The organism is Mesorhizobium monacense, from assembly GCF_056781675.1.
Genome location: NZ_CM165567.1, coordinates 1990568 through 2004969, shown reverse-complemented (window position 1 = coordinate 2004969; position 14402 = coordinate 1990568). Strand labels below are relative to the sequence as shown.

General features: G+C 61.0%; 17 protein-coding genes and 1 tRNA gene. 6 read left to right on the top strand and 12 right to left on the bottom strand.

The genetic code is table 11. The features are described from left to right. Nucleotides 1–15: 15 nt before the first annotated feature. On the bottom strand, nucleotides 16–1233 hold the full coding sequence (locus tag AC1RUK_RS09445) for an LL-diaminopimelate aminotransferase (RefSeq protein WP_436172013.1): 1218 nt from the start codon (nucleotides 1231–1233) through the stop codon (nucleotides 16–18). Between the two features lie 47 nt (nucleotides 1234–1280). Further along, the gene (locus tag AC1RUK_RS09440) at nucleotides 1281–1688 is read right to left on the bottom strand and encodes a hypothetical protein (RefSeq protein WP_436172014.1); all 408 of its coding nucleotides are present in this window, start codon (nucleotides 1686–1688) and stop codon (nucleotides 1281–1283) included. 97 nt (nucleotides 1689–1785) lie between these two features. On the opposite strand from AC1RUK_RS09440, the gene AC1RUK_RS09435 reads away from it, so the two are divergent. From AC1RUK_RS09435 to AC1RUK_RS09425, 3 genes are all read left to right on the top strand, one after another. Further along, entirely contained in the window at nucleotides 1786–3621 is a 1836-nt protein-coding gene (locus tag AC1RUK_RS09435; protein WP_481835825.1) for a PHA/PHB synthase family protein, read from the top strand. 325 nt (nucleotides 3622–3946) lie between these two features. Next, nucleotides 3947–5089 carry a YcbK family protein gene (locus tag AC1RUK_RS09430; RefSeq protein WP_481835826.1) on the top strand — a complete coding sequence of 381 codons (1143 nt, stop codon included), beginning with the start codon at nucleotides 3947–3949 and terminating at the stop codon, nucleotides 5087–5089. 178 nt (nucleotides 5090–5267) lie between these two features. Beyond that, nucleotides 5268–5342, top strand: a tRNA-Glu gene (locus AC1RUK_RS09425). Between the two features lie 501 nt (nucleotides 5343–5843). On the opposite strand, the gene AC1RUK_RS09420 is transcribed toward AC1RUK_RS09425, so the two are convergent. Then, entirely contained in the window at nucleotides 5844–6167 is a 324-nt protein-coding gene (locus AC1RUK_RS09420) for a hypothetical protein (protein ID WP_481835827.1), read from the bottom strand. After that, nucleotides 6164–6619 (bottom strand): hypothetical protein, encoded by a 456-nt coding sequence (locus AC1RUK_RS09415; RefSeq protein WP_481835828.1) that lies wholly within the window; start codon nucleotides 6617–6619, stop codon nucleotides 6164–6166. The genes AC1RUK_RS09420 and AC1RUK_RS09415 overlap by 4 nt, the downstream gene beginning before the upstream one ends. Nucleotides 6620–6963: 344 nt before the next feature. Between AC1RUK_RS09415 and AC1RUK_RS09410 the strand changes: the two genes are divergently transcribed. Together AC1RUK_RS09410 and AC1RUK_RS09405 are read left to right on the top strand one after the other, a co-directional pair. Then, complete coding sequence (locus AC1RUK_RS09410) at nucleotides 6964–7281, top strand: hypothetical protein (protein ID WP_481835829.1); 318 nt, start codon at nucleotides 6964–6966, stop codon at nucleotides 7279–7281. A gap of 207 nt (nucleotides 7282–7488) precedes the next feature. After that, a complete protein-coding gene (locus AC1RUK_RS09405) occupies nucleotides 7489–7845 on the top strand; it encodes a c-type cytochrome (RefSeq protein WP_481835830.1) in 357 nt (118 codons plus the stop codon). A gap of 33 nt (nucleotides 7846–7878) precedes the next feature. On the opposite strand, the gene AC1RUK_RS09400 is transcribed toward AC1RUK_RS09405, so the two are convergent. Next, nucleotides 7879–8133, bottom strand: a complete 255-nt coding sequence (locus AC1RUK_RS09400) for a hypothetical protein (protein WP_481835831.1) — start codon at nucleotides 8131–8133, stop codon at nucleotides 7879–7881. Nucleotides 8134–8830: 697 nt separating this feature from the next. Here AC1RUK_RS09400 and AC1RUK_RS09395 point away from each other — a divergent pair. Next, nucleotides 8831–8989 carry a hypothetical protein gene (locus tag AC1RUK_RS09395; RefSeq protein ID WP_481835832.1) on the top strand — a complete coding sequence of 53 codons (159 nt, stop codon included), beginning with the start codon at nucleotides 8831–8833 and terminating at the stop codon, nucleotides 8987–8989. Here AC1RUK_RS09395 and AC1RUK_RS09390 read toward each other — a convergent pair. From AC1RUK_RS09390 to AC1RUK_RS09360, 7 genes are read right to left on the bottom strand one after another with little or no spacing between them, the layout of a single operon-like run. Continuing rightward, nucleotides 8986–9654 carry a LamG domain-containing protein gene (locus tag AC1RUK_RS09390; protein WP_481835833.1) on the bottom strand — a complete coding sequence of 223 codons (669 nt, stop codon included), beginning with the start codon at nucleotides 9652–9654 and terminating at the stop codon, nucleotides 8986–8988. The genes AC1RUK_RS09395 and AC1RUK_RS09390 overlap by 4 nt on opposite strands. A gap of 13 nt (nucleotides 9655–9667) precedes the next feature. After that, the gene (locus AC1RUK_RS09385; protein ID WP_481835834.1) at nucleotides 9668–11395 is read right to left on the bottom strand and encodes a hypothetical protein; all 1728 of its coding nucleotides are present in this window, start codon (nucleotides 11393–11395) and stop codon (nucleotides 9668–9670) included. Continuing rightward, entirely contained in the window at nucleotides 11396–11791 is a 396-nt protein-coding gene (locus tag AC1RUK_RS09380) for an HK97 family phage prohead protease (RefSeq protein ID WP_481835835.1), read from the bottom strand. Next, nucleotides 11788–12138 (bottom strand): HNH endonuclease, encoded by a 351-nt coding sequence (locus tag AC1RUK_RS09375; RefSeq protein WP_481835836.1) that lies wholly within the window; start codon nucleotides 12136–12138, stop codon nucleotides 11788–11790. Before AC1RUK_RS09375 ends, AC1RUK_RS09380 begins: the two co-directional genes overlap by 4 nt. Before the next feature lie 5 nt (nucleotides 12139–12143). Beyond that, nucleotides 12144–13676: a terminase large subunit gene (locus AC1RUK_RS09370; protein WP_481835837.1), complete on the bottom strand. Its 1533-nt coding sequence runs from the start codon at nucleotides 13674–13676 to the stop codon at nucleotides 12144–12146. After that, nucleotides 13673–13909: a hypothetical protein gene (locus AC1RUK_RS09365; protein WP_481835838.1), complete on the bottom strand. Its 237-nt coding sequence runs from the start codon at nucleotides 13907–13909 to the stop codon at nucleotides 13673–13675. The genes AC1RUK_RS09370 and AC1RUK_RS09365 overlap by 4 nt, the downstream gene beginning before the upstream one ends. Beyond that, entirely contained in the window at nucleotides 13906–14316 is a 411-nt protein-coding gene (locus AC1RUK_RS09360; RefSeq protein WP_481835839.1) for a P27 family phage terminase small subunit, read from the bottom strand. The genes AC1RUK_RS09365 and AC1RUK_RS09360 overlap by 4 nt, the downstream gene beginning before the upstream one ends. Nucleotides 14317–14402: the final 86 nt, after the last annotated feature.

Genomic DNA, 14402 nt, shown 5'->3' with positions numbered 1-14402 from the left:
TGATGTCAGGCAAACTCAGCGGTGCGCGGAGAGCGGCACCACATTGTTGGGCTGCTTGGCGCTGGACGCCAGGAAGCGCTTGATGTTGCGGGCAGCCTGCCGGATCCGGTGCTCGTTCTCGACGAGTGCGATGCGCACATGATCGTCGCCATGCTCGCCGAAGCCGACGCCCGGCGCCACCGCCACGTCGGCGTGCTCGATGAGCAGCTTCGAGAATTCGAGCGAGCCAAGATGGCGGAATGGTTCCGGGATCGGCGCCCAGGCGAACATCGAGGCAGCCGGCGCCGGGATGGTCCAGCCGGCACGGGTGAAGGCGTCGACCATGACGTCGCGGCGCTTGTGGTAGACCTCACGCACTTCGGCGATATCGGCGCCGTCGCCATTGAGCGCATACGCCGCCGCCACCTGGATCGGCGTGAAGGCGCCGTAGTCGAGATAGGACTTGACCCGCGTCAGCGCCGAGATCAGCCGCTCGTTGCCGACCGCGAAGCCCATGCGCCAGCCGGGCATGGAAAACGTCTTCGACATCGAGGTGAACTCGACGCAGACGTCGATGGCGCCCGGAACCTGCAGCACCGAAGGCGGCGGGTTGCCGTCGAAATAGATCTCCGAATAGGCAAGGTCCGACAGGATGATGATGTCGTTCTTCTTGGCGAAGGCGACCACGTCCTTGTAGAAATCGAGCGAGGCGACCAGCGCCGTCGGGTTCGACGGGTAGTTGAGGATCAGCGCCAGCGGCTTCGGGATCGAATGACGGATGCCGCGCTCGACCGCCGGGATGAAGCCGTCATCCGGTTCGACCTGCAGCGAGCGGATGACGCCTCCGGACATGATGAAGCCGAAGGCGTGGATCGGATAGGTTGGGTTGGGGCACAGGATCACGTCGCCGGGCGCGGTGATCGCCTGCGCCATGTTGGCGAAGCCTTCCTTCGAACCCAGCGTCGCCACAACCTGGGTGTCGGGGTCGAGCTTCACGCCGAAGCGGCGCTGATAGTAGGCGGCCTGGGCGCGGCGCAGGCCCGGAATGCCGCGCGACGACGAATAGCGATGCGTGCGCGGATCGCGCACCACTTCGCACAATTTGTCGACGATCGCCTTCGGCGTCGGCAGGTCCGGATTGCCCATGCCAAGGTCGATGATGTCGGCGCCGCGCGAGCGGGCGCTGGCCTTCAGCCGGTTGACCTGCTCGAAGACATAGGGCGGAAGCCGGCGGACCTTGTGAAATTCTTCCATGTCAGTTCCAGACATTCAAAGAGGTGTTTTCGGCGCGCGATATAGCCCTAATTGCAGGTAGGGTCGAGGGCGGGATCGCATTTGGTCTCGATCTGCTTCAGCGTATCGTCGCCATGGGTCTTCGCCAGCGAGTTCAGCGCCGCCGGATTGCTCGCACCGGTGCCGCCGCTCTTGCCGAGCTGCGCCTGCTGGTCGCCCTTCAATTGGGCAAGCTTGGCCTTGGTCTCCTCCGGCGTCAGTTGCTTGGCGGCCACCTGCGGCGGGATGTTGAGGTTCGGATAGGAACCGGTGTCTTTCGGGCCGTCGACGAGGGCGACCGGCGCCGTGTTGCCGGTGTTGCTGCTGGCGCAACCGCCGGCCGCAAGCAGGGTGCCCCCCAGCAAGGCCATCGCGGCAGCGATGCGGCAAATACCAACAGCGCTCGAAAAAACAGTCTCGCCGATATTAATCGTCATATTGTTTTCCTGGCAGCCGGGTTAGAGCGTGTTGGACCCGGCCGAATGTCCCATGATACTATGTCAAGAAAACGCTCCGGGAGGAACCCCGAGAACCATGTCCAAGACACCCGATTCGGGCAAAGCGGAAGATGGCGGACCTTCGACCGTCGAGCAATATCTGGTAAAGGACCCGGAACGCTTCGCGCTGAACATGGCGCGCATGGTCGAGCAGGCCGGCAAGGCCGCCTCCGCCTGGGCCGAGCCGCGCGAAAAGGGCGAGGTGCGCGACCACGTCGCCGAACCCGTGGTCGACATGGTCAAGACTTTCTCCAAGCTCAGCGAGTACTGGCTTGCCGACCCGCAGCGTGCGTTGGAGGCGCAGACGCGTCTGTTCGCCGGCTACATGACGGTCTGGGCAAATGCCATCCAGCGCGTCAGCCCCAACGCCGAGGCGCCTGACGACGCGATCAAGCCGGAGCGCGGCGACAAGCGCTTCCAGGATCCCGAATGGGGCCGCAACGCCTTCTTCGATTTCCTCAAGCAGGCCTATCTCGTCACCTCGCGCTGGGCGGCCGACCTGGTCGAGCATGCCGAGGGGCTGGACGAACACACCCGCCACAAGGCCAGCTTCTACGTCAAGCAGGTGTCCAACGCGATCTCGCCGTCGAACTTCATCCTGACCAATCCGGAGCTGTTTCGCGAAACGGTTGCCTCCAACGGCGAGAACCTGGTGCGCGGCATGAAGATGCTGGCCGAGGATATCGCCGCCGGCAAGGGCGACCTGAAGCTCAGGCAGGCCGACTATTCGCCCTTCGAGATCGGCAAGAACGTCGCCACCACGCCCGGCAAGGTGGTCGGCCGTAGTGATGTCGCCGAGATCATCCAGTATGATCCAGCGACCGAGACCGTGCTCAAGCGTCCCCTGCTGATCTGCCCGCCCTGGATCAACAAGTACTACATCCTCGATCTCAACCCGCAGAAATCCTTCATCCGCTGGGCGGTCGAGCAGGGCCACACCGTCTTCGTCATCTCCTGGATCAATCCGGACGAGCGCCACGGCACCAAGAGCTGGGAGGCCTATATCCGCGAGGGCCTGCAATACGGCCTCGACATGGTCGAGAAGGCCACCGGCGAAAGGGACGTCAACGCCATCGGCTACTGCGTCGGCGGCACGCTGCTGGCGGCGGCATTGGCGTTGCTGGCGCAGGAGGGCGACGACCGCGTCAAATCGGCGACCTTCTTCACCACCCAGGTCGATTTCACCTATGCCGGCGACTTGAAAGTCTTCGTCGACGAAGACCAGGTCGCGGCCGTCGAAAAATCGATGAACGAGAAGGGTTATCTCGACGGCACCAAGATGGCGACAGCCTTCAACATGCTGCGCTCGGGCGACCTGATCTGGCCCTATGTCGTCAACAACTACATGCGCGGCAAGGATCCCCTGCCCTTCGACCTGCTCTACTGGAACGCCGATTCAACACGCATGGCCGCCGCCAACCATTCCTTCTATCTGCGCAACTGCTACCTCGAGAACAACCTCTCGAAAGGCACGATGGAACTTGCCGGCCGCATCGTGTCGCTCGCCGACATCACCATTCCGGTCTACAACCTCGCCTCCAAGGAAGACCACATCGCGCCGGCGCTTTCGGTGTTCCTCGGTTCGCAATATTTCGGCGGCCCGGTCGAATATGTGATGGCCGGTTCCGGCCACATTGCCGGCGTCGTCAACCCGCCAGCGTCGATGAAGTACCAGTACTGGACCGGCGGCAAGCCGGTGGGCGACTTTGGCCAGTGGTTCGCTTCGGCGGTGGAGCATCCTGGCTCCTGGTGGACGCACTGGCAGCACTGGGTCGAGACTCGGGACAACACCCGCGTGCCAGCCCGAAAACCCGGCAAGCATATGAAAACCTTGGGTGATGCGCCGGGCACCTATGTCAAGGTGCGTGTGTAACAGACTGTAATGTCTGGTGAGTTGACGGCTCGTCAAAACAGGCCGAAATGGTGTCGTCAACCATCCGGCAGCCTCAATTCGCCTTCTACAAACGAATAAATCCGAGGCTTGCAGATTTGACACAGGTCCCGTTTCCGGTTGGGGAACAAGGGGCATTGCGATGGAGCGCGAGGCGCCGAGTCGACGATGAACCGGCCGGATACCGAGGGGGAATTTTGTTTTGAAATCAGTAGGTTGGCGTCTCACACGAGGGGAAAGCCGCAGCATTGCGGCAGCGCTTTTCTCCGTGCTTCTGGCGTCCTGCACCTCGGCCGGCGACCCTACAATGTCCGTCGGCATGCCAGGCTATAACGCCACCTCGGCCGACATCAATGCGGCCTCCAGCGCCACGACGGCGACCGCGACCGATTCGTCCACGCAGGTGACATCAGCTTCTTCGGAGGCATCGACCGTGATGAGCGAGGGCGACAAGCCTTTGCCTGAAAAGGTCGCCTTTGTGCCGGTGACCAAGCCCGGGGCGGCCTTCCCAATCAACGTACCTGCCGGTTCCGACACCGTTGCCGGCAATACGCCGCAGCCGCTGGTGCAGCCGGCGCAGACAGCCGCCGAGACCGACGCAGTGGCGCAGAAGGTCGCCGCCGCCGATGCTTCCACGACTGCGTCGAAGCAGGAAGCCATAGCCGCCGCCGCCCCGGCAACGACCAATCAGGTCTATGTTACGGCCGGCGAGGCGCCGCAGCAGGTTAGCGCGCCGAAGAAGGGTTTCCTCGCCTCGCTGTTCAGCACCACACCGGCCTCGGCGGCACCGGCGCCGCTGGTCAACGCGCGCTCGGGCGAGCAGCCTGCGCAGGCCAAGGCCACGGCGGCGCCGGCAAAGCCTATTATCACGCTGGCCTCGGCCACTCCGGCCGAAAAGCCGGTGCAGCTTGCCTCGATCGGCGGCGATAGCAACCACATCACCGGTGCCGACGCCCTGCCCGGCGTGCGCCAGACGGCGCTGTTCGAGATCAAGCGCAAATCCGGCCTCGACGACGAAAGCGACGTCGATCTGAACGAGGACGAGGGCGGCGCCTACCAGGTGGCCTCCGCCGCTGGCCTTGCCCGCCTTGCCCCCAACGGCCTGCTGAAGCAGAACGAGAGCGTCGACGTCGCCTGCCTGAAGCCCTCGCTGGTGCGCGTGCTGAAGACGATCGAGGGCCATTACGGCCGCAAGATGGTCGTCACCTCGGGCTATCGCGACCCGGCCCGCAACCGCCGCGCCAACGGCGCCAAGAACTCGCTGCACATGTATTGCGCTGCCGCCGACATCCAGGTTCCAGGCGTCTCCAAATGGGATCTGGCAAACTACATCCGCACCATGCCGGGCCGTGGCGGCGTCGGCACCTACTGCCACACCGAATCCGTCCATGTCGACGTCGGCCCCGAGCGCGACTGGAACTGGCGCTGCCGTAGGCGCAGCGCCGGCTGATTTTTCGCCGATCTGCGCAAACTCTGCCGAACACGTTTCCGAAGACCGGGCAAGGCTGCGAAACTTCGGCCCGACAGCCAAGAACGCTGTTTTTGCCACTGTCGAAAAAAGTTGTCGCAGGCAGCGGCAGACGGGTTGCCGGCTGCGAACAACGCAATTATAAGCCGCTCATCTGAGCGCGCCCATCGTCTAGCGGTCAGGACACCGCCCTTTCACGGCGGTAACAGGGGTTCGATTCCCCTTGGGCGTACCAGACTTTTCAAGCACTTAGCTAAAATCTTCCCTCCCCTGTCCAATATCTGGCCAATATCGGCCCGGCTTTGTCGGGTTGAGTGATTCCTGCCACACTCCGCTCGCCCATGCGATTGGAGGGGAAAAATGCGAAAACTGGTACTTGGCCTAGCTGTTGCGGCTCTCGCCGGCTGTTCAAACAGCGAGCCGCCCCGATATGAGATTTCGCAAGGCTCGGCCTCTTTGTATATGGATCCTTCAAAGTCTCAGCAGACCACGATCCTGCTTGATCGGAAAACCGCGAAAAGCTGGTATTTGGTCCGAACGGCGTCTGGCGAGATTGTTTGGTTCTCTATCAGCGACCCGATGAACCTCCCCTAACAAAAAAGCCCGCCACCGGGAGGTCAGGTGGCGGGCGCTAGTTCGGGAGGAGTTGTCGGGCGCGGCCCCTTTGCCCTTGAACAACAACGGTACGCCTCACTTAGCTGGATAATAAGCGCGCGCCGGTTGAAGCTCTGCATATTCAAGCCGCGTGACTTTTCTGCCACAAGATAAAGAAAGCCCGCCACCGTGAGGCAGCGGGCCATCTCACTGTCAACGTTGACAGTGGCCGGTTGATCAGTTCGCCTTCACAAATGTTTTGGCTCGAGCACACGTCTTCGGAGTTGGTGACGATCCGCTCGGCCAAGTCTCGGGCAATCCAAAGCAAGCCGGTCACGTCGCCTATGTCGGGAAACTCTAGCGCCTTTTCTGTGATGACGTTGATGAGGATCGACAAGTGCCTGATATCGCTGTGGAGGTCGTTCAGATTGTCGTAAGGGTGGGTCATTGGCGTGTGGGCGTTCATGACATTTCCACTGCGTACCGCACCGCCTTTTCGGTCATGACGACCATGCAATCGGTATCGCTGCCAATTGCGATTTTGCAGGGAACGCCGTGAAGGTCGGTCATCGCCTGCTTAAGCGCCTCAGCAGCCCGCCTGACGTTTTCGACCTTCTCGGTAAAGGTCGAAGGCCTCCGCGCGCCTGTAGCGTCCTGCGAAAACCAGATCGGGTTCGGGTAGGATGACGGTTTGACGTGCGCAACCCAATGGGGCTTATCGCCTGCCAGTGTCATGAAGCCGTTCATCGCGGCCGACAGTTCCTCTGCCAGTCGCACGGCGCGCTCGTCCGGCGCCTCGGCAATGCTGGATGGCAACGAGACACCAGGCGAGGCAAGCGCGCTTCCTGCGCCTCCTATGGCCGGAATAGAGGCTAGGGCAGACATCGCCTGCCGACGTGTGAACATAGTCATGTGCATTCCCTCTCAATGTTGAGGGAAGCCAAAGGCAACGCCTAGCGAATCGTGTCCGGGGTGATAAATCTAGTGTCGGTCACTACGAGGCCCTGCAAGGCTTCCGGTGGCAAGTGCCGGTCGGCAGCTTCCACTGTCGACCGGTGCGCCTACGCTGCGCCCGTTCGCTCGAATCGTCAAGCGCGCCCTTGCGGAGGCAGGCTTGCTTTAAAAGTCATCACGTTGGCAATGGAATTGACCTCCGCCGTCGATGCCCGGGGCGCTTCCCCAGCCATTAACCATGCGTTAACCCTGTTGTTGACAGGCCGGCTTTGCAAGCGCCTGATTGCAGCGGGCAGGGGTATGGGGCAATGGGCAATCAATCGTGGAAAATGGCGGTTGAACTCGACATGGCCGGCGGCAGGCCGTTCGTTCGTGTGATCGACAACGGCGTCGTGCACATCAGGTTATACGAGAAGCAGTCCGAGGCAGAAGCCTTCGCGCAGATCGAGAAGGTGCGCCTAGGAATTGAGCGAATTGTAACGCGCGCCAGCCAGGATGGGCAGGCCGCACCGGTCCGAGTGGATTGTGGGCGGGCCGGCGCGACCCTGACCGAGGCGCATAAGCCACCTATGCGCCTATCAATCCCTTCGAGTTCATCGCCGAGAATGGCGGCGGCGCCGGGGTGAGGCTGAAGAAATCCCCGGCGCCAACTGCTGCTCAGTTGCCCGACGGCGAAGCCGGCATCATCGAAAACAACGGGATGTAGGCACACGCGATCGCGGAGTGTATCGTTTTACACAATCCCCAATTGCTGGACTCGCGCGATGCACCGGCAGTTAATTTCTGCGTCAGGTCAAAGGGGAAAAAGGCCGCGAACCGATGGGAGGACTTCGATGAAACTTACTCAACACGTCCGGGCGCATAGTATGCGTGGTTTGATCCTTGGCCTGGCTGCCCTCGTGGTCACCTCGTCATTTGTGCAGGCAGCAGGCGACGGCATCGCCGGCCGGAAAGTCATGACGCAATGCCAAGTGTGCCACGGCAAGGATGGCATCGGCAAACTGTCTTACACGCCCAATATCTCCGGGCAGAAGTACGAGTATCTCGTCCACTCGCTGATGGCTTACAAGATCGGACAGCGCAAGAGTCAAATGATGTCGGCGGTCGTCAAGAACCTGAGCGATGAAGACATCGCCAATGTTGCGGCTTACTATTCCGCGATCAAGATTACCGTCGAAGCTCCGCAGTGACTGACACGATGTAGGTCGTCACCGGCTTGTCGGTCATTGCGTTGCCTTCCGATAGGCGTTCGGCGTGCTGTCTGGCGTGTAGATCAGCCCGTCTTTCTTGCCGCCGCCCTTGGCGCATTTCAGCTTCGGAACTAGGTCGTCGGCCATCGCTGGTGCATCCGGGCCGAATCGGTCCCGCAGCTTGGCGAGGTCGAGCGATTGGCGATGGTGACAGGCCGAGTTGTGACAGTGCGCCATCACCGTCATCTTCGCGTCGATCAGAGATTGGAACGTCCAGCCCTTGCCCATGAGCCGATATAGCGCGACGAGCGTCGCCAGAGTTGGCCGAATTCGACTCACATGCCTCATCCGATTTGAGGATGGAGGAACCAAACACCGCCGTTTTGCCAAGTATCCGCGATGATTGACGGGCCTATAACCTCGCCAGCCGGCGAGCCTGCCGGTTAGGCCCGGCGGTCAAGCCCAAGCGCCCCAGCCCCCAACCGTCGGGCCGCTGTGACCTAGGTCTCATTTGAGAGCTTGCTAATCTGCTATAAAATGCGTTCAGGCGGGGTTACTAGTCTCGCAGGGCCGGTGCGGTCGGGGCTTGGCTAGGGCGCTGCACCGGCCTTTTCACACGATGTCATTGACGTGTACGCAGGCCGCCCGCCTTCACCATTCGTTCACCATATTAGCGCACGTTCATTAGCGGACATGCTGGTGTAGCTACTAAATTAGCAGATGTTTATGAATGGCCCTACAGTCGTCTCAGCCGGCGAACGTTATCCCATTCGCCGGTTAGGCCCGACGGTCGAACCGAGTCACCCAACAAAGCCCGGCCGTCGGGCCGCTGGACATTACAGTCCGCAAGGAAGCCCACCAGCGCGCGTTCGGCTAGCCGCTGTCCTTACCAACACGGCTTAAATTAGCGGTCGCTAAGCACTGGTGCGATAACGCCATGACAGTGGGGATTCACTTTCGCCGGGTTCCGATCTAGAATCTGGGCATGGAAGCGATGTTCGACGACCTTTCCAAAGCCTTGCAGGCGCCCCGCACAGACGCGCGAGCGCTGTTCAGCGTCATCGCCCTAGACTTGGCCGGCAAGCTCGCTGGCGGCCTCGCTATCGGGCTGGGCATCGCCATCGGCATGGCATTGGCCGGTTAGAACACCGGGTAGATGACACGACAACTATGATCGCTGACGGTCGTTCCGGTCGGGCCGGTCATGGTGGAACCGAACCTATCCCGTGCCGGTCGCACCAACGGGGCGTGGAACTTCAGGTAGCGGGGAGCGATCTTGGCGGGCGAGAAGCCGTTGCGGGGTAGGCCAAGCGCTTCGTGCTCAGCAACATCCAACTGTCGGCCGACCCACACAGCTACTTCGGCGATGTCGCCAGCGTAGCTGGGCCAGAAAGCATCGATATTGTCACCAAGGCATAGCGGCGTTCCGGCGACGTCAATGAACCAATTCGCCGACGAGTTTGCGGTGGCTTCCGAGACGCCATCGACGAACAGAGCATTGCCGCCACCGTTAACTCCATTCCAGTTGAACCCAATGGTGTGCCAGTTGCCATCGTTTATGCTGGTCGTGCTGACGATACCTACCCGAGCATTACTGACATCATACGCCACCGCAGATATTTTGTTTGCGATGTTGTTGAGAATGAAGCCAACGCCACGGCGCGAACTGCTTGTCCATATCGACAGAGGCACCGCGTTTGCCGTCGTCTGTGTGGTCTTCAGCCTGAATGAAATGCAGCCTGTAAAGTCATTCCAATTGGGGTCCGCATAGGAAATGCGGTCCGTCCCGCCAGCGAAATTGATTGCCATGCTTTAGCTCCCTTCAGCGCTCAAACATTGCAATTGAATACGGCTCACAGATCGAGCGCGCGATGTCACGGACGTTCGCCGTGATGTCGACCACGGCGCCTTGGATCAGATCATCAACATTTTCCACCACGATCTCGGATGGATCGAAGCCACCGCCGTGGACAAACAAGTCCACGAGAAAATCGGAGAGCAGACGCTGCTCGCCGCCGCCCGCAATCACGCGAAGACGCTGTGGTTGGGCGCCGGCGCTGGTAGTCAAAACAACCTCATTCTCTCCGTCGTAGAAGAAAATAACGGGTGACGGATCGGCGCCGGAAACAGATCGTGTGAGGCCGGTTTTCAAGTCGGTGAAATACGACACTCCACCCGTCGTGAAATACAGTTCCTCAGTTAGCCGCTGGAGGTCTGGCGCGCCCAAGGCTCGAAAGCTGATGGTCTGAATTTGGTAGGGAACGGTTTTCGTATATTCGACCGCTCCCGTGGTGCCATTGATGCGCTTGACCGTTCCCGCATCGGTCCAGACAACAAGATCGCCGTCGTCGTCACGGATGACGTAGCGCAAGGCATCGGAGAAGGTGGCAACGACGGTCGAACTCTTGAAAGTGCCGAGCGCGGTGAGCGTGACTTTCACCAGATCGGAGTCGGCGCAAAACCAGAAATCCAGGTCACTGCCGCGCACTTCACCGGGGGTAACGCACTGAATGGAGGAGTAGCCTCCAAAGCTAGCGATGGATTGGTAGCTACGCTCGATCGTCTCAAGCGTGGCATAGAAGGCAAATATCTGAACATTGCTGGAAAACCCGACGAGGAGAGATGATCCTGCGCCCACATCGGCCAGGCAGCCGCCGGTCACGGTGGACGACGTTGCGGAATCACCGGAGGTGGCAACAATGGCGCCTGTGCTGCCGTCGATAAGGACGGGCTCCCATCCACCGACGCCGGTAAAGCTGCCGAGATAAATCAGCCTGTCGAGCGCGCGGCTGTAACGGAACGCGGCGTAGTAGCCATAGGCATCAGGCGGTATGTCGAACGTGAAATACTGCTTGGCCGCGGGGATGCTGTAGAGATAGACGGCGCCGTAGTCGAAGCCATAGGCCTTGGTCTGATCCCAGACCGGAAGCAGATTGTCGAAGAAGATCGAGCCTGAGAACGTGGTGAACGTATCGTAATCGTGCGTCGTCCCGCCGTCCTGAATCCACTCGGCTTCGAAAACTGGAGGCGCGCCAAGGCCAACGATATCAAAATCGACAACCACGATATCAAGATAGCCGCGATGGGCCGAGACAAAAGTTTCGCCTTCCTCGCTGACCATGGTCGGATCGCGCGGCTGAGTGCTTCTGCCATCATAGGCGGTGAACCTTAGACCACTCTGCCTGTAGCCGATCGAGCCGTCGTAAATCGTCTTGCCGTTGGCGTAGAGCTTCCGCATTGTCCATGTCGAATTAGGAACCAGCGGACGGGCAAAGCGTAGCCTGGCCGACATCTTCGCCGTGGTCGAGGAGGATGTGACCGTGCCCCTGACCACGCCCCAATACTCGGCATGCGTCGATGTCACCGTCAGGATCGGCGGCACCCAGATATATGCAGCTGGGAGACGACATTTGCCGTAGACAACCGGGATGGTCTGGCCATAGGCCGATGTCGGAAGCGTGGTCTGGATCTCCGGGACTTCCGGAACGACAGGTTCGACGGTTGCAAACGGGTTTTTCCAGTATCCGACCATCCCTGCTGATGACGACATTCAGCAGGCCCCCATCGAAATTGCTTCGATCAATGCTCCGGGAATCCCCGGCCGCGAGACGATCGAAATTTCAGGGAGCGCCATTACCTCACGGCATCGGGAAAGGCCGCCTGCAATCGGTTCGCGAACGCCGACAAAACGGCCGAGAGACAGCCCCTTGCAACGGCCGGCTTCAACTTCTTGGATCGCGTGCCTGTCGACCACTTCGCCGACGACGAAAAGGCCATGCTCGTCTTCGGTGATCTTGACCCATCGACCAGCCGGCGCGCCGTCGTGTTCGAACAGCATCTTCGGCGAGAAACCGCGCTTCAACAGGCCAGTGAAGGCGCCGGCCAAGACAACAAAATGGTCATTGGAGCAGACGCCATATTTGCAAGCGTAGCCGGCGATCATCATGCTTTCGCCCTCGTTCCCGGTTTGCGGTTCGCCGGATGGGACGGATCGATCGGCCAGCCGTCGACGCCGATCTCGTTGGAGAAGCCTCGTTTCTCTTCGGACTGGATTGGCCCGTCGTGGCAAGGCTGGCAGACCGACTGGAACGGGCCGCCATAGAAATTCGTCTTCTTCGTCTCCGGCTCGACGTGGTGACAGACCGTGGCGCGCTCGACGCGACCGCGTTGCAGGCACTTTTGGCACAGCGGATGCTTCGCCAGTTGTGCCGCCCTGATGGCCTGCCAGCGCGCGGTGCGGTAAAGCTTCCGGTACACTCCGGCTTCGGGGCTGCGGCGGTCTTTCCTGGCCATCTCCGTTACCCCACAAACATGATTTTATAGGTCGGTTTCGGCGCTTCCTTGTGCGTGCCGGCGACGCTCATCGCCATGGCGAGCGCGACCATGCCGTCGATACGACCATGCGACTTCATCTTCGAAAGCTTCCGATTCCCCGCGGGGTCGATATGCACCGTGGCATTGGCCGCGCACATGCCGAGCACGGGATGGTTGCCGTGGGCGATCTTCTTGTTGAGGATGGCGCTTTCGAGCTCCCGTAGAGCCGGGGACATCGACTGAAAACCCTGGCCCATCGGCTCGAATACGGCTTTGTCGCCTTCAAGCTGTGCCTCGGTGAAGCCGACCTTGGAAAGCCATGGTTTCAGATGCCGCCAATTCCAGCGGTCGAAAGCTATCTTTCGAATGTCGAGACGGTCGAACAGAGCCTCCAGGGCCTTCGCGACAAACTCATAATCGACGGTCGGGCCTGGCGTCGGCGTAAGGTGCCCTTCCTTGGCCCAAAGATCGTAAGGAACGCGGTCGGATCGAGCTTTTTCACGGAGGCTTGTGCCAGGCAGCCAGAACGTTGGCTTGACGTTCCAGACGCCATCGAACGGAGCGACCAGCACCAGCGCGGTGAGGTCGTTGACGTCCGACAGATCGAGCCCGCCATAGACCGGCCGGCCTTTGAAGTCCTGCTCAACCGGCGCCCCGCACTCCTGCCAGGCGCCCCTAGAAATAAACGGGCTCGACGCCTCGACGCGTTGGTTCAAGGTGTAGTTCCGGAACAGCGGTTCCTGCGACGGGAGCCGCTTGGCGTTCTCGGCCTGCTTGCGCACCTCGCTTGCGTTGAGGAAGTCATCGAAGGCCGGGTTCGCCTGCAGCAGTGCCTCGTCTGAAAACGGGTCGAGCGCCATGTCGGCCGAATAGAGGCTGATGACGGTATGCGGGTCGTGACCGGCAAGCGCGTCGTCGATGAGGATCGAAAGCAGATCCGCGTCGTTCGGTGCCTGCGTCGAGATGATCACCGACATCGGCGCTTCGTGCGCGCCCATGGCGTTTTCGATGGCGTTGTACAGTTCCGAGACCGGGCCGCGCACCTGCCCGAGCTCGTCGTGCACCGCGAAGATAGGCGACTGGCCATGCGCGGTAGAGGCGTCGGCGGAAAGCGCCTTGTACAGCGTCCCCAAGCCAACGCAGAACAACTGCTTGATCGTGTCCCGGATGATGATGGATGCGTCCATTTCAGGATTCAGCCGCACCATTTTGGCGGCCAGGTTGAACAGCACCGCCGCCTGTTCTTTCGATTGAGCCGTGCTGGGAAGCTGGGTGTTTGGAATCGCTTCCGGTCCGCATAGGTGCAACAGCAGCAAACAGCCGGCCAGCGAGGTCTTCCCATTCTTCTTGCCGAAGGAAATGATCGCCAGGCGGGTGCCGTGCGGGTTGTCGTAGATCTTGCGCAGATCGTCCTTCTGCCACTGCCGCAGCCGGATCGGCTTGCCGATATCCTTGCCTTCCGGAACCCGACAAAAGTCCTCGATCCACTGAATATTGCGCGCGGCGCGGGTGATCATATCGCCGCCTCGAGTTGCTGGCGAAGTTCCCAGGATGCCGGCCAGGCCTGGCTCCATGCGGTGCCACCGTGCCTTGCCCATTCCGGCGCCAGCGGCCCGTCGACATCGAGAGGATTCGGTTCCCACGGCCGAACGCCAAGCGCCATCCCGAGCGACTGACGATCGCCAGCCTTGAAGGCCTCCACGGCTGCTGCCGAGATGGTGACGCGCTTCTTGCCGGGGCGCCGTTTCATCGGTTGCTCCGAATGGCCGGCGATCTTGGGCTCTCGGCCGGTGCCTCGAAATCAAGATCGAGTTCCCTGATCAGCCGGGCAAAGCCGACTTTCGCATCTCTCTCGATCGCCACTTCCGGCCGCGCCTTCGGGCAGCCTTGCGCATCGACGAACGTAAGCCCGTGCTTGGCGATTGCGGTCCTCGCTTGCTGCATTCGCTCCCAGGATTCGCAGGCGGCCTGCAAAAGCCGGAGATGGTGGCTTTCAAGCTGGTATTCGCGAACGACTTCGTCCCACCATTTGCGAGATGCGGCCGACAGATGAGCCGGCGCGGCCGGTGCCTTGACGGAAGCCGAGTAGTCAGTGCCGGGTTGCGACGGGCTGACGATGGCAAGGGCTGCCGATGATTTAGGTCCGCGAGCGCCCATTAATCAGCACCTCCCACATTCGCGCGGGTTGAACCGGAGGACCAGAACGAAGTGCTCAGGTATCGCAAGCGGTCTTTGAAACCGGC